The sequence below is a fragment of the Bacillus stercoris genome (assembly GCF_029772985.1).
In the GTDB taxonomy this organism is placed as follows: domain Bacteria; phylum Bacillota; class Bacilli; order Bacillales; family Bacillaceae; genus Bacillus; species Bacillus stercoris.
The window spans coordinates 373,278-392,961 of record NZ_CP121861.1 but is presented as its reverse complement, the minus strand read 5'-3'; the positions used below and the strand labels follow the sequence as shown (position 1 = coordinate 392,961).

The following is a 19,684-nucleotide window of genomic DNA, read 5'->3' as shown; positions in this document are numbered from 1 at the left end:
AAACGCTTTTGATCATCTCAAAAGCGTTTTTTATATCTATATTATTGGTTGATCGCCGGATTGCTGATCGTATTCCACTTCGTATACGACATGTAATGGAAATACTCATCGCGATATGGATGTTTTGTATTGGAGTTCCAAGGCTTTTCTCCGCCGCAGAAGTGCACGATTGCCGGGTTTTCTCTCGTTTCATTATATTGCTTCCGCCCTAACAGAGTCGGTGGGGTTTTCAGCTTTAACATGATATAGGTTTGAGCGTTCCAGCGCGGATGAAGTTCATACCACTGATCATACAAGATCGCATTCAGTGCATCTTGGTCGTGCAGCACAAGAAAATCTTCGTCTGGGTGTTCATTGATAAAGTTGATGACTTTTTCTGTGATGTTTTGCTTTCTCCAAGACTCACAATCAATAATCATGATACCTGAGTTAAAATACTTCCCTGTATCAGTGATGTCCATTTCCTTCAGGCGTTCATGCTGCCCCGCATCCTCAACAGCGGCAACGGTGTATGGCGCAATGTCCAAGTCCCATAACTTTGAAATATCCTCTAGGACAAGCGCATCGCAATCGATGTAAATCATTCGTTTGATGCTTTCATCCTTAATTAAGTCGGGAATCGAAATACGGTAATACGCTGCTTTTGTAATATGGCTGCTCTCTACAGCATGTTCATACATGTTGGTATCCACTTCTAAAAACTCAATCGGCACGCCGAATTTCAAAGTAGTTTCTTCCAGTCTTTTTTTGTTATCAGGCTGAATTCCGCCATCAATGACGTATAATTTAACCTCTCTCTCCTGATCCATATTGGTCAATAAAGAAACGAACATCCCACCCAAATGACGAGCATAATTATCATCTGCGCATGATACGATATGCATGATTTCATCTTTCCTCAATGGTATTCATCTCCCTTTTTGTTGTACAAGTTACATACCCTTTTTCAAAAAAATAAACACGTTCTCCGACATTTTTTAAAACAGAATGTGTGATACAACAAAAAAGGTGTCATTTTTTGAAGATGCGATAAAGCCAATAAAGAATGAAAAAGCTGGCGATCGTGATGGCTTCAGCCGAGACGATATACCACGGCCATGGCCCGAGAACATCCAAGAGAGAGGACCCGCCCGGTTTTTTCGTCAAATACATATAATTCGCCCCTAGCCAGCGATCAATCAGGTAAATGCAGACGCCGTACACATTAACAAGCAGGACAGTCACCCATAACGAGCGCTGGCCCATTCTGTAGGTGCCAATCACCGCCATCAGCAGACAGGATAAAAACACGGACCCGTGCGAAATAAAAAAGAGGATATATCGGATATGCGGAAAAGAATACATGCCGAGGTCGGGAGTGGCAAGAGCCTGAATCGAACTGCCAATGCCGGCAAAAAACAAAAATACAAACAGCTTTCTGCTTTTTGTCACTAGCATAATGGCTGACAAATACACCGACAGGTCACTAAGCTGGAGAGGCAATGAAGTGCGCACTGACCACCTGCCCGTGGCGATCATCCATATTTGATAGCCGATTTGCGAACCAAGCAAAAGAAACACAAACAAAAAACGCAAAAACCGGCTGGCCTTAGACCGTTTAATCCCATCTTGAAACAGAAACAACAGAACGGCCAAAAGAGCGATAATCGCTAGCGTTACCACATGCTCTGTCGAAAACAGATGAAATGGATCATGCTTATAGACGGATTGAACATACTTTTGCAAAACTGCACCCCCGTTTGCGGTTTTTTGTTTATTTTGGCGTTGTTTGGGCTTTTTTTATTCAACCGATATATGGGCTTGAAGTTCACATCAGACTCTGTTACAATTCGTTTCATAGCTAATGATTCTGATAATTTAAGGCAGGCCTAAAAAATGGAACGTTCACATCGACATCAGCAGCTTCGGAAGGAAGAACACGATACACTTTCTAAGCTCAAACAAATGCCCGTCGAGTCACTCAACCTGGAAGCCATTTCGATCGCTACGAATCTGTATCGGTCTGCGCAAAGGCTCCGTGTCAAAATGGAGACTGAGGTTCTTTCTTCCTATAACCTTTCTTGGACCGCTTTCTCCATTCTTTATGATCTATGGGTATGGGGAGCGCTCGAAACAAGAAAAATCGCTGAGCTGTCAGGGATATCTACAGCTACAGCAAGCAACGTGATCAAAACACTTGAAAAAAAGAGTTTTTGCCGTAAAAGCATCGACACAAGAGATCGGCGACTCGTGTTTGTCTCCATCACCGATTCCGGCAAACAAGCGATCGAAGAACTCTACCCTGAGTTTCACAAAGGGGAAACAGAGCTCATAGGGGGAATGACAAAGGACGAACAGAAAACATTGACAGGGCTGCTTAGAAAGGTAGCTGACAATCCTCATACACCATAAGCTTTGACGGGAATCCAGTAGGGTTTGTCTCCCTGTTCCAGAGAGCCGGCGGAAGGTGCGAGCCGGCGCACAGGCAAACGTGAATTACCTCCCCGAGCTTTCTTTGTGAACCTTAAAAGTAGCAAAGAACGGGAAACCGTTATTCGAATGAGCGGAAGACGATGTCTTCAACCAGGGTGGTACCGCGTGCATTGAGCCACGTCCCTTATCGGGATGGGCTCTTTTTTGTGTTTGTAAAAAAGGAGGAAAAGTGATGAAAACATTTGAACAGCTCACAGCAGCACAGCAAAAAGAAGTCGAAAGACAGCTTCAGCTTTACATGACAGGCGCCCACGAAGTCATACCGCCGGAGGAATTAAAGGCAAAGCTCGTGAAATCGATTTCGACAGGCACACCGCTCAAAATTAAACTTGGATTAGATCCGTCTGCACCAGATGTACATTTGGGCCATACGGTTGTGTTAAACAAGCTTCGCCAATTTCAAGAAAACGGCCACATTGTCCAGCTGTTAATTGGGGATTTCACAGGGAAAATCGGTGATCCGACCGGAAAATCAGCAGCAAGAAAGCAGCTGACTGATGAAGAAGTTCAACACAACGCCAAAACATATTTTCAGCAATTCGGAAAAGTGCTGGATCCTGAAAAAGTCGAGCTTCACTACAACTCGAAATGGCTGAAAACATTGAATCTGGAGGATGTCATTGAATTGGCAGGCAAAATAACCGTAGCCCGCCTGATGGAGCGCGACGACTTTGAAGAACGCATCGCCATGCAAAAACCGATCTCGCTTCATGAATTCTTTTACCCATTGATGCAGGGATACGATTCTGTCGTTCTCGAAAGCGATATTGAACTTGGCGGAACAGACCAGCATTTCAATGTCCTCATGGGCCGGCATTTCCAAGAACGATACAACAAAGAAAAACAAGTTGTCATCCTGATGCCGCTCTTGGAAGGCTTGGATGGCGTGGAGAAAATGTCGAAGTCGAAACACAACTACATCGGCATTGACGAACATCCAAACGACATGTACGGAAAAACGATGTCACTGCCCGACAGCCTGATGAAAAAATACATCCACTTGGCAACAGACTTAGAGCTTGAAGAGAAAAAACAGCTCGTGAAAGACTTAGAAACCGGCGCAGTTCATCCACGTGATGCCAAAATGCTTTTAGCCAAAACAATCGTCCGAATGTATCACGGAGAGAAAGCAGCAGAAGCTGCCGAACACTCGTTTAAAACAGTCTTTCAGGAAAACAGCCTTCCTGATGATATTCCGTCTGTCCAATGGGAAGGCGAGAAAACAATCGCGATTGTCGATCTGCTCGTTACATTGAAGCTCCTCTCTTCGAAGAGCGAGGCGCGCCGCATGATTCAAAACGGAGGTGTACGCATCGACGGAGAGAAAATAACAGATGTTCACGCCAAAGCAGAGATAAGAGAGAATATGATCATCCAAGTCGGCAAACGCAAGTTTTTAAAGCTCCAATAGTCTGATATTCCGAAACGCTTATGACCCTTCATTCATAAGCGTTTTTTTGCAGGTATAAAGCACTGTCTTTTCAAAAACGCTCTCCATCTTGCAGGAAACTCCTTTAGCATCCCGAAATATTCCCCAACCATACATTTAGGGGAGGTTTATTTTTGATGAAAAAGCTTTTGACTGTCATGACGATGGCTGTTTTAACTGCCGGCACACTGCTCTTGCCGGCACAGAGTGTTACTCCTGCGGCGCACGCTGTACAACTATCAGATAGCGAGCGCGAGCTTCCATTCAAAGCAAAGCGTGCGTACTCTACCATTTCTCAGCTAAGTGAAGCAATCGGCCCCAGAATAGCCGGAACTGCAGCTGAAAAAAAGAGTGCCCTATTGATCGCCTCATCAATGAGAAAATTAAAGCTTGATGTAAAGGTTCAACGATTCGACATTCCTGATCGCCTTGAGGGAACGCTGTCTTCAGAAGGACGCGATATTCTTCTCCAAGCGGCGTCCGGCTCGGCTCCGACTGAGGAACAAGGACTAACGGCTCCGCTTTACAATGCAGGCTTGGGCTATCAAAAGGACTTTACCGCTGACGCCAAGGGCAAAATCGCCTTAATTTCCAGAGGAGACCTGACTTATTACGAGAAAGCCAAAAATGCCGAAGCCGCTGGAGCGAAAGCTGTCATCATTTATAACAACAAAGAAAGCCTCGTACCTATGACGCCAAACCTGTCGGGAAATAAAGCCGGCATTCCGGTCGTCGGCATTAAGAAAGAAGACGGCGAAGCACTTACCCAGCAAAAAGAAGCCACTTTAAAACTAAAAGCATTCACAAACCAAACCTCCCAGAACATCATCGGAATCAAAAAACCAAAGAATATCAAACATCCAGACATTGTGTACGTGACGGCCCATTACGACAGTGTTCCTTTTTCGCCCGGAGCAAATGACAACGGCTCAGGAACCTCTGTTATGCTGGAGATGGCGCGTGTCTTAAAAAGCGTTCCATCTGATAAAGAAATCCGCTTCATCGCTTGCGGCGCTGAAGAGCTCGGTTTGCTCGGCTCCTCTCACTATGTAGATCAACTATCCGAAAAAGAGCTGAAACGAAGCGAAGTGAACTTCAACTTAGATATGGTAGGCACAAGCTGGGAAAAAGCGTCTGAGCTGTATGTCAACACATTGGACGGCCAATCGAACGCTGTTTGGGAATCCAGCCACACGGCCGCTGAAAAAATAGGGTTTGACAGCCTGTCTCTGACACAGGGAGGATCATCTGATCACGTGCCATTCCACGAAGCCGGCATTGATTCCGCCAACTTTATTTGGGGAGACCCGGAAACAGAAGAAGTTGAGCCATGGTATCATACCCCCGAAGACTCGATCGAACATATCAGCAAGGACCGCCTCCAGCAAGCAGGCGACCTTGTGACAGCCGCTGTCTATGAGGCTGTGAAAAAAGAGAAGAAACCGAAAACCAATAAGAAACAAATGAAGGCCAAAGCATCTGACATTTATGAAGATATCAAATAAAAAAAAAGACGGCTTGGGTGCCGTCTTTTTTATAATGATCAGCTGTTTAGCCGTCTATAAGTAAAGCTTTCAGTTTATCAACTGTATTTTCTTTTTCTAACGGCCGATAAATGGTCAGTTTCAAATCAGGAGAATCGTATATTTGTAATGTCATATGCTCCATCACCATTGTTCCGGCTGCCGGGTGATGAAGTACTTTTTCTCCTGCGTGTGTGCCTAATACTTCATGGTGGTTCCACCATTTTTTAAATTCCGGGCTTATTTCAGTTAACTCATCGATCAGCTCTTTTATCCATGCTTCCCCAAGAAACCGGCTGGCTGTCGATCGAAACTGTGCGATCAGTTTTTTGGCGTGGCTTTCCCAGTCGTCAAGCAGATTCCGATACTCCTTCGAGGTGAAACATCGCCATATGGCGTTTCTTTCCTTTCTGCTCATTTGGCCAAAATTGCCGAACACAGCACAAGCTGCTGTGTTCCAAGCAATAACATCCCACTTTTCGTCAGTCACATAAACAGGGCAATTGGTTAAATGATCAATAAAGTGCCGTACAGCCAGAGGAAGGCTTTTATTTTCTTCATCCTGATCATCTAAAGGAACATGATGGCCCGCCAACAGAAAGACATGGCGTTTTTCCTCGTAATTCAATTTGAGCACTCTCGATATGCTTTCCAGTACCTGTGTAGATACCCGAATATCCCTTCCCTGCTCAAGCCATGTGTACCATGTGACACCTATACCGGACAGCTGGGCTAATTCCTCTCTCCTCAAGCCTGTCGTTTTCCTTCTGGTGCCCATAGGCAATCCAAACTCTTGCGGAGAAATCTGTGCCCTTTTAAGTTTTAAAAACTCCCCTAGCTCTTTCCGTTTTTCTGCCATACTGTCCACATACACACTCTCCTTCTGCATAGAATTTCCTATTAGTATTCTACATAAAAAGGAGAAGGTTTTTATATTATTTGTTTCGTTCTGCAAATACTTCCGCGGCCACAGGAAGAATGGTATTCAGTGCATTCGGGAAACCTGAGTAAATAATCATCTGCATCATCACTTCTATGAGTTCTTCTTGTGTCCATCCGACATTCAGGGCTCCGTTAATATAGAATTTTAGCTGCTGGGTATTGCCCAATGCAGTTAATCCAGCAACGGTTGCTAATAATCTGGATTTCAGATCAAGACCTGGTCTTGAAAAAATCTGACCGTAGTTAAACTCCACAGCAAGCACACCAAGGTCAGGAGCGATGGAATGTTTAAAATTGTCCACGATCGCTTCATAGTTCTCCTCATCAATTTGTTTCAGAATATCTAACCCTTTTTTATAACGTTCACTTGTTTGCACCAGCTTCTATCTCCCTTCCAATATCGCTTTTTTAGTCGTACGATTTATGGTAATCCTTGAACTGAAGGCAATACCGACCATGATCATCCCCACAATACAAACGCCGTTCCAATGAAACAGCATCCAGACTGCACCCCCTGCATACGATCCCAAGGCGCCGCCTAAAAACGTGCTGACCATAAAGATGCCATTCAATCTGCTTCTCATTTCAGCCGACAATTGGAAAATCTCCGCCTGACACGCCACCTGATTCGCCTGAATGCCCATGGTGATGAATAAAGCGCCCAATACAATCACAATCAATGAAGTCTGGCCTGCCATTAATAAAACAAATGACAATAAGGTAAAAGACATACAAAGCTTGTTGGAAAAAGCAGCTCCTTTTTGATCAATAATCCGGCCGATCAGCGGAGTCGCAAAAGCCCCGCCAATTCCCACCAAACCGATTGTTCCGGCAGTCTGGCTGCCAAACGAAAATGGAGGTTCACTCACCATAAACACTAACGCCGTCCAAAATAAACTGAAGGCCCCAAACATGAAGCCTTGGTTTACACATGCTTTTCTTAACACCTTCTCCTTGATCAAAAGGGGAAATAATGAAGAAATGAGTTTTCCGTAATGAAATGCATGTGTCCCTTTGCTTTTCGGAAAGCAGAAGTGAATGATCAACATAATGATGACGGCTGCTGCACAGGCAATCCAATACATCACGCGCCAGCCATAATGGGCATCTATCGCCCCGCTGACCACTCTCGCCCCTAAAATTCCGCAAACCAAGCCGATGGCTACGTTTCCGAGTACTTTCCCTCTGTTCCTGTCATTTGCTAAACCTGCCGCAAACGGCACAAGGATTTGAGGAATAATCGTAAAGAATCCCAATAATAAATTTGTGATCACTAGCCATGGAAAGCTTACAGCTAACGCTGAAGCGGCCGAACAAACCCCCACTAAAAATAGCAGGCTCACAATGAAGCGGCGGCGTTCAAATAGATCTCCCAATGGAACAAGCAGCAAGTTCCCCGCCGCATAGCCAATCTGCGCCAATGTAGCAATCATTCCAGCTTGTGCCGACGTCACATGAAACATGCCTGCCATGCTGACAAGCAATGTTTGATTAATATAGACATTAGCTACAGTAAACCCGCAAGTCACCGCTATAAGAAAAATCAAACCTCTCGATAATGAAATGGAATGGTTCATGTTTACCTCCTTTCTTCATGCATGATAAAGCAGGTTCAATCATGGAAACAGAAGTGAGTTTATACTGGTATAAAAAGTACTACAAAGCAAAAAAGCGAAACCCTGTCAGGCTTCGCTTTTGTAAAACATTTTGTTAATCAATCCACTTCTTTCTTAATCCCCAGCATTTTCTCATCTAGGTAATGGGCGATTTCCGCGGCTTCCTTCAGCTCATCTGTTAATTGCTTAGGAACGTCATTGTTCAATTTATAGTAAATTTTATGTTCAAGGCTTGCCCAGAAGTCCATCGCGATCGTCCGGATTTGAATTTCTGCTTTGACATATTCCACACGGTTCGTTAAATTCACAGGCATCTCAATGATTAAATGCAGGCTTCGGTAGCCATTCGATTTGGGTGTCTGGATATAATCCTTTACCTTTACGATTCTCAAATCTTCATGCTGCTTCAACACATTTACGACATTATAAATGTCAGAAATAAAGGAACAGATGATGCGCACGCCGGCAATGTCGTGAATATGCTCCTTCATTTCCCTCGTCGTAATTTCGCAGCCCTTTCTCATTAACTTATTCACGATGCTTTCAAAGCTTTTGACACGGGATTTTGTATGTTCAATCGGGTTGTGTCCGTGAATAAGGTTATATTCCTGGCTGATAATTGAGAACTTTGTATCGAGTGCATCTAGCGCAAATTTATAAACTAATAATTCATTTTTCCAATCTTCCATTACTGTTTTTAAATCGTCCATATGTGTTACAGATAAATCCATTTTCGTCATCTCCTTTAACGGAACTTTATCCGCTGTCCATGTACTAGACGTCCCTGTCAGCTGCAAGGTTCTATGAATTTTTTTACAAAATGCGGTCGATTGTAACAAAAAAGACCGCACGAAACGAGCGGTCTTTTTTTTATCGGAAATAGCTGATCAATAAACCGATTGAGAGCAGGAATCCGAAAAATGTATTTGTTTGGGCTGTTGATTTCATTGCGACAATCATATTCATCGGCATTTCTTTCTGGACGAAGCCCTTCACTGCCTGAACCGGCTTAGGCACGCTCAAAAAGACGACAAACAGCCAAGGGCTTGCGGCACCGGTAAGAACCAAGCCGACAACCCAAATATAAGCGACGGCAAACGACGCAGCTAACAGAGTAACAGCTCCCTTATGCCCCATCAAAATCGCCAATGTTTTGCGGCCGCCTTTTTTGTCCTCTTCAATATCGCGAATGTTGTTTGACAAATTAATCGCGCCGACAAGAATCGCAATCGGGATCGAGATCAAAATGCTTTGCGTGTTGATCATATCTGTCTGAATAAAAAACGAAATCAGCACAAACACCGAACCCATGCAAATGCCTGAGAATAATTCACCGAATGGCGTGTACGCGATCGGCAGCGGCCCGCCTGTATACAGGTAGCCGATTCCCATGCCGACGAGGCCGATCACAGCGAGCCACCAGCTGCTGCTGGCACAAATATAGACACCGAGCAGAATGGCAATCCCGTATGATGCGAGGGCTAATTGCAAAATCGTTTTGGGCTTCATTCCGTGGCGTACAATTGCCCCTCCGATTCCGACTGATTCTGCTGTATCTAACCCGCGTTTAAAATCATAGTATTCATTAAATAAGTTCGTCGCAATCTGGATCCATAGGCAGGAAAACAGCATAGCCAAAAACAGCAGCAGATCAACCTTCACATAAAACATCGCCAAAACGGTTCCGAGCAGCACAGGCACAAACGATGCGGTTAACGTATGAGGACGGGTTAACTGCCAAAGGATCTGCCCCATGCTTTCTTTTTGCGGCGCTGTCTGACCCTCACCCTTATTTGTTTGGTTCATCTTCCTCTTCCTTTCTATTAAAAGGCTTACTTTTTTTTCAGCCGGCAGCTTAATAAAAAACTCCTTTTGCTTCCTTATCTATCATAATGACTTCTCCCTTATTTCACAAGATACCGCAAGAAGGCGTTTTCTTTCTTATTATACGCTTCCGCCCCGATTTCATTAGGTTTCTGCTTTCACTTGATAGAACAGGTACAGAAAAATTTTTTTAAGTACATTACACTTTTTAAAAGTTAAAAAGATCTTTTGACTCCATGTATCTTTTCCTTTATTATGAATCAGCTCGAAACATTCCATTCTTGCCCCTGCAGGTATAAAGATTCATTTTTAAAAACAGACGCCGATATATTAATTTGAGGGAGTTTAGGGAAAAAATGAAACTTTTTGAGCATCTGATCGTCAAATAATCATGTGATTGTCGAAAAAACGGGAAGGGAATTTTTGATATGCTGCAATTAATGAAACAGCTGTATGAAAAACCCGCTGTCAAGTGGACATGTCATACAGGCTTTTATTTGATGATACTGCTTGTTTTGTTTTTTATGTATGGTTTTCACACCGCGAATACCGGTTCATATATTTATAACGATTTCTAATTGGAGAGAGAATAACTATGAAACTTTTACATGCTATTCAAACACATGCGGAAACTTATCCGCAAACCGATGCCTTCCGCTCTCAAGGCCAGTCGCTCACGTATCAGGAGTTATGGGAGGAGTCTGACCGCGCGGCTGCCGCGATCCAAAAACGCATTGCTGGGGAAAAGAAATCTCCTATCCTTGTGTACGGCCATATGGAGCCGCACATGATCGTTTCCTTCTTGGGAAGCGTCAAAGCGGGACATCCTTATATTCCGGTTGATCTGTCCATTCCGGCTGAACGGATTGCGAAAATTATCGAAAGCTCTGGAGCAGAATTGCTGATCCATGCAGCCGGACTTCCAATTGATGCTGTCAGCCAGCAGATTCAGGCAGTTTCAGCGGAAGAACTGCTGGAAAACGAAGGCGGCTCTGTCACCGAAGATCAATGGGTCAAAGAACACGAAACGTTTTATATCATTTACACTTCTGGAAGCACAGGAAATCCGAAAGGCGTGCAGATTTCCGCTTCTAACCTTCAAAGCTTCACAGACTGGATTTGTGCAGACTTCCCAGTCAACGGCGGAAAAACATTTTTAAACCAAGCGCCGTTCTCATTTGATTTATCTGTCATGGACCTATATCCGTGCCTGCAATCAGGCGGGACTTTACATTGCGTGACAAAGGATGCTGTGAATAAGCCGAAAATCTTATTTGAAGAGCTGAAGAAGTCCGGACTGAATGTGTGGACATCAACACCTTCTTTTGTGCAAATGTGCTTGATGGACCCGGGTTTTTCACAGGACCTGCTGCCTGGTGCCGACACATTTATGTTTTGCGGAGAGGTTCTTCCGGTTTCTGTGGCAAAAGCGCTGCTTGAGCGTTTTCCGAAAGCAAAGATTTTTAATACGTACGGCCCGACTGAAGCGACAGTGGCTGTCACATCGGTTGAAATTACAGATGACGTGATCAGCCGCAGCGAATCGCTTCCAGTGGGCTTCGCCAAACCAGATATGAACATTTTCATTATGGATGAACAGGGACAGCCGCTTCCTGATGGAGAAAAAGGAGAAATCGTCATTGCAGGACCGAGCGTAAGCCGAGGCTACCTTGGTGAGCCGGAACTGACGGAAAAAGCGTTTTTCTCTCATGAAGGCCAGTGGGCATACCGGACTGGCGATGCCGGCTTTATTCAAGATGGACAGATTTTCTGCCAAGGGCGTTTGGATTTTCAGATTAAACTTCACGGCTACCGAATGGAACTGGAGGAAATCGAGTTTCATGTCAGACAGTCACAGTACGTTCGCTCTGCTGTCGTGATTCCTTATCAGCCAAACGGAACAGTTGAGTACCTGATCGCTGCTATTGTGCCTGAGGAGCATGATTTCCAGAAGGAATTTCAGCTGACAAGCGCTATTAAAAAAGAGCTTGCCGCTTCTCTTCCAGCATATATGATCCCGAGAAAATTTATCTATCAGGATCACATTCAAATGACGGCTAACGGCAAAATTGACCGAAAACGCATTGGCGAAGAGGTTCTTGTATGACGCCTTACAGCTCGTTTTTATTCTTTATACTGCTTGGCATTCTTCTCCTGCCGACGATCATCCTCGGCTTAAACGGAAAAAGATTTCAAGCATACAACATGTTCATATCTATCATTATATTGGCTTTAATTTTTTCGCACGACTTACATGGGGTCATTGCACTGTGCCTGTTTACAATATGGCAGGTGCTCCTGGTCAGCGGCTATCTGGCATACCGGCAGAAAGCGAACAGCGGCTTTGTGTTTTGCGGGGCTGTTATCGCGTCGATTCTGCCTTTATTTCTGTCAAAAATATGGCCGTTTCTTTCACACCCGCAGCCGCATCATCCGCCGCATAACCTGATCAGCTTTTTAGGGATCTCATATTTAACCTTTAAAGGCGTTCAGCTGATTATGGAAGCAAGAGACGGACTGCTGAAAGAACAGCTGCCATTGCACCGCCTGCTGTATTTCATCCTGTTTTTCCCGACGATCTCCTCCGGTCCGATCGACAGATACCGCCGGTTCGTCAAGGATGAACAAAAGGCTTGGACGAAAGAAGAATACGCCGACCTGCTGTATACGGGGATCCATAAAATCTTCATCGGTTTCCTGTATAAATTTATTATCGGCTACGCGATCAATACGTACTTCATCATGAATCTTCACGCAATCACGCACAATAAGATTCTTGGGAACCTGCTGTACATGTACGGCTACAGCATGTATTTATTCTTTGATTTCGCCGGCTACACGATGTTTGCCGTCGGGGTCAGCTACATTATGGGCATTAAATCCCCGGAAAACTTTAATAAACCGTTTATCAGTAAAAATATTAAAGATTTCTGGAATCGCTGGCATATGTCTCTGTCATTTTGGTTCAGAGATTATGTGTTTATGAGATTCGTATTTTGGATGACAAAGAAAAAGTGGATCAAAAACCGCATGGCTGTCTCAAACATCGGGTATTTCCTGCTGTTTATGCTGATGGGGGTTTGGCACGGGCTTGCGCCGCAATATATCATCTACGGCCTTTATCACGCCGTGCTGATGACATGTTACAACTTTTTCGAGAAGTGGAATAAGAAATATAAATGGCTGCCGTCCAACCGCTGGACAACAATACTCGCTATTGTGATCACGTTCCATTTCGTTTGCTTCGGGTTTTATATTTTCTCAGGAAAACCATTTCATCACCACCATTAAAGGAGATTAGAAAGCTATGGATTTTAAACAAGAGGTATTAGACGTTTTAGCAGAGGTTTGCCAGGATGACATCGTAAAGGAAAATCCTGATATTGAAATTTTTGAAGAAGGTTTGCTTGATTCTTTTGGAACAGTAGAATTGCTGCTTGCGATTGAAAACCGTTTTGATATTTTAGTGCCGATCACTGAATTTGACCGGGACGTTTGGAATACCCCTAACAACATTGTAAATCAGCTGTCTGAGTTGAAATAATGAAAAAGCGTTTTTTCGGTCCAATTATTTTGGCGTTTATTCTATTCGCAGGCGCCATCGCAATTCCATCTTCATGGCTGACAGGCTTCATCACCGATAAGCGTGTGAAAGAGTCAGCAACAGCCTTGAATCCGAGCATGTTTCAAGGGCTATATTTACAAGATCAGATGCTCAAAGATCCGACATATCTTCCGATTTACGGATCTTCTGAGCTTTCACGGCTGGACGAGTTCCATCCATCTAATTATTTTCAGGTAAACAATGAGGGATTCACGCCATACCTTGTCGGCAAAGGCGGGTCCCAATCATTGATTCATTCTTTAAACTTCGCTGCCCATATGGATCAGCTGAAAGGCAAAAAAATCGTATTCATCGTGTCTCCGCAATGGTTTATTAAACGCGGGTCTGATGAACAGCATTTCGCGCCGAACTATTCTGCGCTGCAAGGGCTTGATTTGGCGTTTAACGATCAGATCGACCCTGAGATAAAAAAGAAAATGATGAAACGCATGCTGCGCTTTAAGGCTGTGCAAAACGACGCGATCCTTTCCGAGCTGTGCAAAGCAATCGTAAACGGCCAGACGTGGAAAGCGAACGCCCTAAAGCCGGCAGCGAAAGTGTATTACAGCATGCTGGAAAAGAAAGATCTGTATTATTCAACGACAGAATCATCCGGACCAAAGCGTTATATCTCGCAGTCAGTAAAGGATAAATCATGGTCTGAACTGAATAAACTGGCAGATCAATCGGGCAAACGCCACTCCGGGTCTAACGATTTTCGTATCGACAACCCTGTCTATAAAAAGCTGAAGCCAAAAGTGCAAAAGCTGAAAGGGAAAAACAAAGGAAGATCGTATGCTGTATCACCGGAATACGGCGACTTTGAAATAATGCTCGATATCCTGAAGGATGCGGGCGCAGAACCTATGTTTGTCACTATTCCGGTTAACGGAAAATGGTACGATTACACAGGCTTCCCGAAAAAAGGACGCACTGACTATTACAAAAAGGTAAATAAACAAATCAGAGCCAAGGGCTTCCAGGTTGCTGATTTCTCAGGGCATGAATATGACCCGTATTTCATGAAAGACACTATCCACATTGGCTGGAAAGGCTGGGTGTATGTCGATAAAGCAATTGACGAATTTTATAAAACCGGTAAAGTCACTTCATCCTGAGCATCTCATAGGACGCGGCTGTATATTTCCTGCTAAGATTTGAAATAGTAAAGGAATCACAGCCAACTTAATTAAGAGGTGTTACATCCAATGAAGATGACAGGCAATACGATTTTAATCACAGGGGGTTCTGCTGGCATCGGGCTTGAACTGGCCAAACGGCTGCTGGAGCTCGGCAATGAAGTCATCATTTGCGGACGCAGCGAGGCACGCCTTGCAGAAGCGAAGCAGCAGCTCCCAAACATCCATACAAAACAGTGTGATGTGGCAGACCGGTCGCAGCGGGAAGCATTGTTTGAATGGGCGCTAAAGGAATTTCCGGCCCTGAATGTTCTCGTCAACAACGCCGGCATTCAAAAGGAAATTGACTTTAAAAAAGGGACAGAGGAGCTTTTTGTGGACGGAGACGAAATTGAACTTAATTTCCAAGCGCCTGTCCATTTATCCGCCCTTTTCACGCCTCATTTGATGAAGCAGCCCGAGGCGGCAATCGTGCAGGTTACATCCGGGCTTGCGTTTAACCCGTTAGCTGTTTATCCGGTGTACTGTGCAACAAAAGCGGCACTTCACTCGTTCTCGCTTACGCTCAGACACCAGCTTCGCGATACAAGCGTGGAAGTGATTGAAATGGCGCCTCCTATGGTGGACACAGGCTTAAACCAAAAATCGCGCGATAAACAAGGCCTGACGTACCGGGGCATTTCAACTGAAGAATATGTTCAATATTTCTTGGATGGCTTGCAGGAAGGCAAACAGGAGATTACAAATGAACGTGTTGAAGGTCTTCGAAATGCCACTCGTGCCGATTATGACAGGGTATTCGAGCAAATGAACTCGCAGGAGAATTAATTTCTCCTGCTTTTTTCATATGAATTTCTTACAAATTTGAGCAAACCTATTGCGATTATTTGTTGAAGGTATACAATAGAATATAATTATTTTCAAATAAGTTTGATAATATAAACAATTTAACAGCAGGGAGATTGACCATGACTAAACAAACGATTCGCGTTGAATTGACATCAACAAAAAAACCGAAACCAGACCCAAATCAGCTTTCGTTCGGAAGAGTGTTTACAGACCACATGTTTGTAATGGACTATGCCGCAGATAAAGGTTGGTATGATCCAAGAATCATTCCTTATCAGCCCTTATCAATGGATCCGGCCGCAATGGTCTATCACTACGGCCAAACCGTGTTTGAAGGGTTAAAGGCTTACGTGTCAGAGGATGACCATGTCCTGCTTTTCAGACCGGAAAAAAATATGGAACGGCTGAATCAATCAAACGACCGCCTCTGCATCCCGCAAATTGATGAAGAACAGGTTCTTGAAGGCTTAAAGCAGCTTGTCGCAATTGATAAAGACTGGATTCCGAATGCGGAGGGCACATCCCTTTATATCCGTCCGTTCATCATCGCAACCGAGCCTTTTCTTGGTGTTGCGGCATCTCACACGTATAAGCTCTTGATCATTCTTTCTCCGGTCGGCTCTTATTACAAAGAAGGCATTAAGCCTGTCAAAATCGCTGTTGAAAGTGAATTTGTCCGTGCGGTAAAAGGCGGAACAGGAAATGCCAAAACCGCAGGGAACTACGCTTCAAGCTTAAAAGCGCAGCAGGTAGCCGAAGAGAAAGGATTTTCACAAGTGCTTTGGCTGGACGGAATCGAAAAGAAATACATCGAAGAAGTCGGAAGCATGAACATTTTCTTCAAAATCAATGGTGAAATCGTAACACCGATGCTGAACGGAAGCATCCTGGAAGGCATTACGCGCAATTCTGTCATTACCTTGCTTAAGCACTGGGGCTTTCCTGTTTCAGAACGAAAAATTGCGATCGATGAGGTCATCCAAGCCCATAAAGACGGCATCCTTGAAGAAGCCTTCGGAACAGGTACAGCAGCCGTTATTTCCCCAGTCGGCGAGCTGATTTGGCAAGGTGAAACACTGTCAATTAACAATGGTGAAACAGGGGAAATCGCAAAAAAATTATATGACACGATTACAGGCATTCAAAAAGGCGCTGTCACAGACGAATTCGGATGGACGACCGAAGTTGCAGCACTGACTGAAAGCAAGTAAGAAAAAAGCCGGCCCATTACAGGCCGGCTTTTTTACGCTTCAATTTTATTGAAGAACTGCGGCAGATACGCTTTGTGCGCCTCCAGCATGTCGTCTAAAATCTGTTTGGCCACAGTATCGGACGGGACAAGCGGGTTAATCGTCATGGCAAGGAGGGCGGTTTGATAGTCACCTGTAACTGCCGCTTCTGCTGCGACACGCTCAAAGGATTTGATTTGCTGGACGAGGCCTCGGACAGACACCGGCAAGTCGCCGACAGCAATTGGCTTAGGGCCTGTTTTCGTCATCACACAGTTCACTTCAACTGCGGAATCGTCCGGAATGCTCGCTATTGCACCATTATTGATCGTGTTCACCGGCTGAATGTCATGTTTATCATTGTAAATGGAGCTGATTAGGTTACATGCTGCATCACTGTAGTAAGCTCCGCCCCGTTTTTCCAGCTGCGGCGGTTTGATCGCAAGGTTCGGATCTTTATAGAGCTCAAACAGCTCTTTTTCGACCTTTTGCACGACTTCAGCGCGGGTGCCCTCCGTTTGTGATGCTTCCAGTTCGTGCTCCAGCATTTCTTTTGTTTTGAAATAGTAACGGTGATAGCCGCAAGGGATCACATTGAGCGCTTTTAAGAAATCCGGTTCCCATTCGGCGCCTGAGATATTTTTCATCGTCATCGCGTTTTTCGGGTCACCCATCGCCTCGATGACTTGCTCTTTCACACTTACGCCGTCCAAGAAAACATCCAGCCCGAACACCATATGATTCAGTCCGGCGAATTGGACTTCTACGCGGTCCACATCTACATCAAGCGCTTTGGCTACGCCCATTTTAATGCCGATTGGAACATTACAAAGACCGACGACTTTCTTCAGGTTGGAGTAGCGAAGCAAGGCTTCTGTTACCATGCCGGCAGGGTTTGTGAAGTTAACAAGCCAAGCGTTCGGGCAGAGCTCTTCTATATCCTTTGCGATCTCAAGGATGACCGGAATCGTGCGTAATCCTTTAAACAGGCCTCCCGGACCGTTTGTTTCCTGGCCAATTACTCCGTATTTTAGTGGAATGCGCTCATCCTTTGCTCTTGCCTGCAAAAGTCCGACACGGAATTGAGTCGTAACAAAGTCTGCGTCTTTCAGCGCTTTTCTCCGATCGAGCGTAAGATGAATGTCGATCGGGACGCCTGCTTTTTCAACCATCCGTTTGGCGAGTGTGCCGACAATATTCAGCTTTTCTTCGCCTTCAGGGATATCGACGAGCCATAATTCACGCACAGGCAGCTCATCATACCGTTTAATGAACCCTTCCACTAGCTCGGGCGTATAGCTTGAACCTCCGCCAATCGTTACAATCTTCAATCCTTTTGTCATATGCTTGCTCCCCTTTGCTCGGTGATTTTTTCATATAACTCAATGATCTCTGCAGCCATATCCTTCACTGTCATTGCATTCATTAAATGATCCTGTGCATGAACCATCAGAAGCGTCATTTCCGTCTTATCTCCGCCTGCTTCATTTTGGATCAGCTCTGTCTGATAGTGATGGGCTTTTGACAATTCTTCAGCAGCGTCTTGAAGCTTTTTCCGCGCTTCTTCTGCGTCGCCGCTTTTCGCTGCGGCAATGGCCTCCATTGCGGAGCTCCTTCCGTTTCCTCCGTGAAGGATAATTTGAAAAATGATTTGTTCCATTTTCTCATTCACGCGATTCACTTCCTTTCTCTACAGAGCCGCTTCCTTGTCATCTGATGCAGCAGGTGTTTGGACCAGCTCCAGATCGTTTTCTTCTTTCAGCTTCTGCTTATCCCACATTCTGAAGAATGGATAGTAGACAACAAAGGATACGGCAATATTAATGGCTTGCATGACCGCGCCTGAGACTTTTCCTCCTGTCGCCAAGTAGCCTGAAAAGATCGGCGGCATGGTCCACGGCACTGCGATACCCGCCGGTTTGGCGACAAGGCCGGTGCTCATTCCGATGTACGTGAGTGTCACTGTGACAAGCGGCGTGATGATAAACGGAAGTAAGAGCATTGGGTTCATGACGATCGGCATCCCGAATATAATCGGTTCGTTAATATTGAAGATGGCCGGGCCGATCGCAAGTTTTCCGAGCTGTTTCATTTGTTTGCTTCGGGCACGCAGGAACATCGTGACAACCAGTGCCAATGTCGCGCCGCTTCCGCCGATATTGACCCAGATATCGAAAAATTGCTGGGTGAAAATCTTAGGAAGCTCCTCTCCTGCTTGGAACGCAATTCGGTTGGCATCCATTGCACCGTACCAAATCGGTGCCATGACGCCGCCGACAATATTGGCGCCGTGAAGTCCGCAGGCCCATAAAAGCATTTTGACGGCTTCGGCGACAAGGCTTCCTCCAAGACTTCCTCCAAGAATGGAAAGCGGAGTCCCCAGTAAAACGCTTACAATATTATGAAGACTTTCAAACGGTGTCGCTTCAACTGCCAGCCGGGCTGCCCAAATCAGAAAGATGACGGCAAAGCCAGGAATTAAAGCGACAAATGACTTGCTTACCGCCGGCGGAACGCCGTCCGGCATTTTGAAGACTAAATTGCGCTGGATAATGAGGCGGTAAATCTCTGTGGACACCATCGCGATAATCATGGCGACAAACAGGCCTTTGCTTCCCATGAGCGAAAGCGGAATCCCGCCGCCGACCATGATTTCTTTCGTCGCTCCATCCGGTGTAAACGGCACTTGATAAGGTGTTGCTAATAAAAATGCCGCAAGGGAAATGGCTCCGGCCGACAAAGCATCGACGCCGTATTTCTCGGCGAGCCGGTAGGCGATGCCGAACGCGGCGACTAGCCCCATAATTTCAAAGGTGGCGTCAACTGGGTAGGCCAGTTTTTCAGACCAGGAGCTGCCAAACGTTTTTGCCATAAACTCAGCGTATCCCGGGATTGGGAGATTGCCGATGATAAGGAAAAAGGAACCGATGATAATCAGCGGCATCGTGAGGATGATACCATCACGCAGCGCCTGCAAATGACGCTGTCCTGCAATTCTTCCCGCTATAGGCATGACCTTTTCTTCTAAGATCTGATTGACTTTATTCACATAGCCCG

Annotated in this window: 21 protein-coding genes and 1 other annotated feature; of the genes, 10 read left to right on the top strand and 11 right to left on the bottom strand. The window is 45.1% G+C overall.

The annotated features are described in order from the left end of the window. Window positions 1-41 precede the first annotated feature (41 nt). Both QA442_RS02080 and QA442_RS02075 read right to left on the bottom strand, forming a co-directional pair. Window positions 42-902 (bottom strand): glycosyltransferase family 8 protein, encoded by an 861-nt coding sequence (locus QA442_RS02080; protein ID WP_014665877.1) that lies wholly within the window; start codon window positions 900-902, stop codon window positions 42-44. A gap of 109 nt (window positions 903-1,011) precedes the next feature. Then, window positions 1,012-1,725 (bottom strand): YwaF family protein, encoded by a 714-nt coding sequence (locus QA442_RS02075; protein ID WP_071582427.1) that lies wholly within the window; start codon window positions 1,723-1,725, stop codon window positions 1,012-1,014. Between the two features lie 150 nt (window positions 1,726-1,875). On the opposite strand from QA442_RS02075, the gene ywaE reads away from it, so the two are divergent. From ywaE to ywaD, 3 genes are all read left to right on the top strand, one after another. Further along, window positions 1,876-2,391 carry a tyrZ transcriptional regulator YwaE gene (gene ywaE / locus QA442_RS02070; RefSeq protein WP_095431095.1) on the top strand — a complete coding sequence of 172 codons (516 nt, stop codon included), beginning with the start codon at window positions 1,876-1,878 and terminating at the stop codon, window positions 2,389-2,391. After that, window positions 2,386-2,600: a binding site (T-box leader), on the top strand. (Overlaps the previous gene by 6 nt.) Before the next feature lie 41 nt (window positions 2,601-2,641). Next, window positions 2,642-3,883: a tyrosine--tRNA ligase gene (gene tyrS / locus QA442_RS02065; RefSeq protein ID WP_095431094.1), complete on the top strand. Its 1,242-nt coding sequence runs from the start codon at window positions 2,642-2,644 to the stop codon at window positions 3,881-3,883. 155 nt (window positions 3,884-4,038) lie between these two features. Then, window positions 4,039-5,406: an aminopeptidase YwaD gene (gene ywaD, locus QA442_RS02060; protein WP_071582430.1), complete on the top strand. Its 1,368-nt coding sequence runs from the start codon at window positions 4,039-4,041 to the stop codon at window positions 5,404-5,406. A 46-nt stretch (window positions 5,407-5,452) separates the two neighbouring features. Here ywaD and QA442_RS02055 read toward each other — a convergent pair whose 3' ends face one another. From QA442_RS02055 to QA442_RS02030, 6 genes are all read right to left on the bottom strand, one after another. Further along, the gene (locus tag QA442_RS02055; RefSeq protein WP_095431093.1) at window positions 5,453-6,292 is read right to left on the bottom strand and encodes a helix-turn-helix transcriptional regulator; all 840 of its coding nucleotides are present in this window, start codon (window positions 6,290-6,292) and stop codon (window positions 5,453-5,455) included. 67 nt (window positions 6,293-6,359) lie between these two features. Beyond that, a complete protein-coding gene (locus QA442_RS02050; protein ID WP_069150568.1) occupies window positions 6,360-6,743 on the bottom strand; it encodes a carboxymuconolactone decarboxylase family protein in 384 nt (127 codons plus the stop codon). A gap of 6 nt (window positions 6,744-6,749) precedes the next feature. Next, complete coding sequence (locus tag QA442_RS02045) at window positions 6,750-7,943, bottom strand: MFS transporter (RefSeq protein WP_095431092.1); 1,194 nt, start codon at window positions 7,941-7,943, stop codon at window positions 6,750-6,752. 137 nt (window positions 7,944-8,080) lie between these two features. Next, window positions 8,081-8,713, bottom strand: a complete 633-nt coding sequence (gene ywaC, locus QA442_RS02040) for a GTP pyrophosphokinase YwaC (protein WP_071582433.1) — start codon at window positions 8,711-8,713, stop codon at window positions 8,081-8,083. Window positions 8,714-8,852: 139 nt separating this feature from the next. Then, window positions 8,853-9,788, bottom strand: a complete 936-nt coding sequence (locus tag QA442_RS02035) for a 1,4-dihydroxy-2-naphthoate polyprenyltransferase (protein WP_095431091.1) — start codon at window positions 9,786-9,788, stop codon at window positions 8,853-8,855. A gap of 162 nt (window positions 9,789-9,950) precedes the next feature. Next, window positions 9,951-10,085, bottom strand: a complete 135-nt coding sequence (locus QA442_RS02030; RefSeq protein WP_141237704.1) for a hypothetical protein — start codon at window positions 10,083-10,085, stop codon at window positions 9,951-9,953. A gap of 149 nt (window positions 10,086-10,234) precedes the next feature. Between QA442_RS02030 and QA442_RS02025 the strand changes: the two genes are divergently transcribed. From QA442_RS02025 to QA442_RS01995, 7 genes are all read left to right on the top strand, one after another. Further along, entirely contained in the window at window positions 10,235-10,384 is a 150-nt protein-coding gene (locus QA442_RS02025; protein WP_003227330.1) for a teichoic acid D-Ala incorporation-associated protein DltX, read from the top strand. Between the two features lie 17 nt (window positions 10,385-10,401). Continuing rightward, window positions 10,402-11,913: a D-alanine--poly(phosphoribitol) ligase subunit DltA gene (dltA, locus tag QA442_RS02020; protein WP_095431090.1), complete on the top strand. Its 1,512-nt coding sequence runs from the start codon at window positions 10,402-10,404 to the stop codon at window positions 11,911-11,913. Beyond that, the gene (gene dltB / locus QA442_RS02015; RefSeq protein ID WP_014665890.1) at window positions 11,910-13,097 is read left to right on the top strand and encodes a D-alanyl-lipoteichoic acid biosynthesis protein DltB; all 1,188 of its coding nucleotides are present in this window, start codon (window positions 11,910-11,912) and stop codon (window positions 13,095-13,097) included. Before dltA ends, dltB begins: the two co-directional genes overlap by 4 nt. A 16-nt stretch (window positions 13,098-13,113) precedes the next feature. After that, window positions 13,114-13,350, top strand: coding sequence for a D-alanine--poly(phosphoribitol) ligase subunit 2 (dltC, locus tag QA442_RS02010; RefSeq protein ID WP_003227325.1), 237 nt, complete (start codon window positions 13,114-13,116; stop codon window positions 13,348-13,350). Beyond that, window positions 13,350-14,528, top strand: coding sequence for a D-alanyl-lipoteichoic acid biosynthesis protein DltD (dltD, locus tag QA442_RS02005; RefSeq protein WP_095431089.1), 1,179 nt, complete (start codon window positions 13,350-13,352; stop codon window positions 14,526-14,528). The genes dltC and dltD overlap by 1 nt, the downstream gene beginning before the upstream one ends. 90 nt (window positions 14,529-14,618) lie before the next feature. Next, window positions 14,619-15,377: an SDR family oxidoreductase gene (locus QA442_RS02000; protein WP_095431088.1), complete on the top strand. Its 759-nt coding sequence runs from the start codon at window positions 14,619-14,621 to the stop codon at window positions 15,375-15,377. Between the two features lie 140 nt (window positions 15,378-15,517). Beyond that, window positions 15,518-16,609, top strand: a complete 1,092-nt coding sequence (locus QA442_RS01995) for a branched-chain amino acid aminotransferase (RefSeq protein ID WP_040081401.1) — start codon at window positions 15,518-15,520, stop codon at window positions 16,607-16,609. Between the two features lie 32 nt (window positions 16,610-16,641). On the opposite strand, the gene licH is transcribed toward QA442_RS01995, so the two are convergent. From licH to licC, 3 genes are read right to left on the bottom strand one after another with little or no spacing between them, the layout of a single operon-like run. Beyond that, the gene (gene licH, locus QA442_RS01990) at window positions 16,642-17,970 is read right to left on the bottom strand and encodes a 6-phospho-beta-glucosidase LicH (RefSeq protein ID WP_040081400.1); all 1,329 of its coding nucleotides are present in this window, start codon (window positions 17,968-17,970) and stop codon (window positions 16,642-16,644) included. Continuing rightward, entirely contained in the window at window positions 17,967-18,299 is a 333-nt protein-coding gene (licA, locus tag QA442_RS01985) for a PTS lichenan transporter subunit IIA (protein ID WP_040081398.1), read from the bottom strand. The genes licH and licA overlap by 4 nt, the downstream gene beginning before the upstream one ends. 18 nt (window positions 18,300-18,317) lie before the next feature. Then, window positions 18,318-19,676, bottom strand: coding sequence for a PTS lichenan transporter subunit IIC (licC, locus tag QA442_RS01980; RefSeq protein WP_014665896.1), 1,359 nt, complete (start codon window positions 19,674-19,676; stop codon window positions 18,318-18,320). Window positions 19,677-19,684 lie beyond the last annotated feature (8 nt).

Excerpts from the sequence above, each read along its gene's own strand:
- ywaE (WP_095431095.1), top strand. The coding sequence starts at position 1,876 with ATGGAACGTTCACATCGACATCAGCAGCTTCGGAAGGAAGAACACGAT.
- ywaD (WP_071582430.1), top strand. The coding sequence starts at position 4,039 with ATGAAAAAGCTTTTGACTGTCATGACGATGGCTGTTTTAACTGCCGGC.
- QA442_RS02045 (WP_095431092.1), bottom strand. The coding sequence starts at position 7,943 with ATGAACCATTCCATTTCATTATCGAGAGGTTTGATTTTTCTTATAGCG.
- ywaC (WP_071582433.1), bottom strand. The coding sequence starts at position 8,713 with ATGGATTTATCTGTAACACATATGGACGATTTAAAAACAGTAATGGAA.
- QA442_RS02035 (WP_095431091.1), bottom strand. The coding sequence starts at position 9,788 with ATGAACCAAACAAATAAGGGTGAGGGTCAGACAGCGCCGCAAAAAGAA.
- QA442_RS02030 (WP_141237704.1), bottom strand. The coding sequence starts at position 10,085 with ATGGAATGTTTCGAGCTGATTCATAATAAAGGAAAAGATACATGGAGT.
- QA442_RS02025 (WP_003227330.1), top strand. The coding sequence starts at position 10,235 with ATGCTGCAATTAATGAAACAGCTGTATGAAAAACCCGCTGTCAAGTGG.
- dltA (WP_095431090.1), top strand. The coding sequence starts at position 10,402 with ATGAAACTTTTACATGCTATTCAAACACATGCGGAAACTTATCCGCAA.
- dltB (WP_014665890.1), top strand. The coding sequence starts at position 11,910 with ATGACGCCTTACAGCTCGTTTTTATTCTTTATACTGCTTGGCATTCTT.
- dltC (WP_003227325.1), top strand. The coding sequence starts at position 13,114 with ATGGATTTTAAACAAGAGGTATTAGACGTTTTAGCAGAGGTTTGCCAG.
- dltD (WP_095431089.1), top strand. The coding sequence starts at position 13,350 with ATGAAAAAGCGTTTTTTCGGTCCAATTATTTTGGCGTTTATTCTATTC.
- QA442_RS02000 (WP_095431088.1), top strand. The coding sequence starts at position 14,619 with ATGAAGATGACAGGCAATACGATTTTAATCACAGGGGGTTCTGCTGGC.
- QA442_RS01995 (WP_040081401.1), top strand. The coding sequence starts at position 15,518 with ATGACTAAACAAACGATTCGCGTTGAATTGACATCAACAAAAAAACCG.
- licH (WP_040081400.1), bottom strand. The coding sequence starts at position 17,970 with ATGACAAAAGGATTGAAGATTGTAACGATTGGCGGAGGTTCAAGCTAT.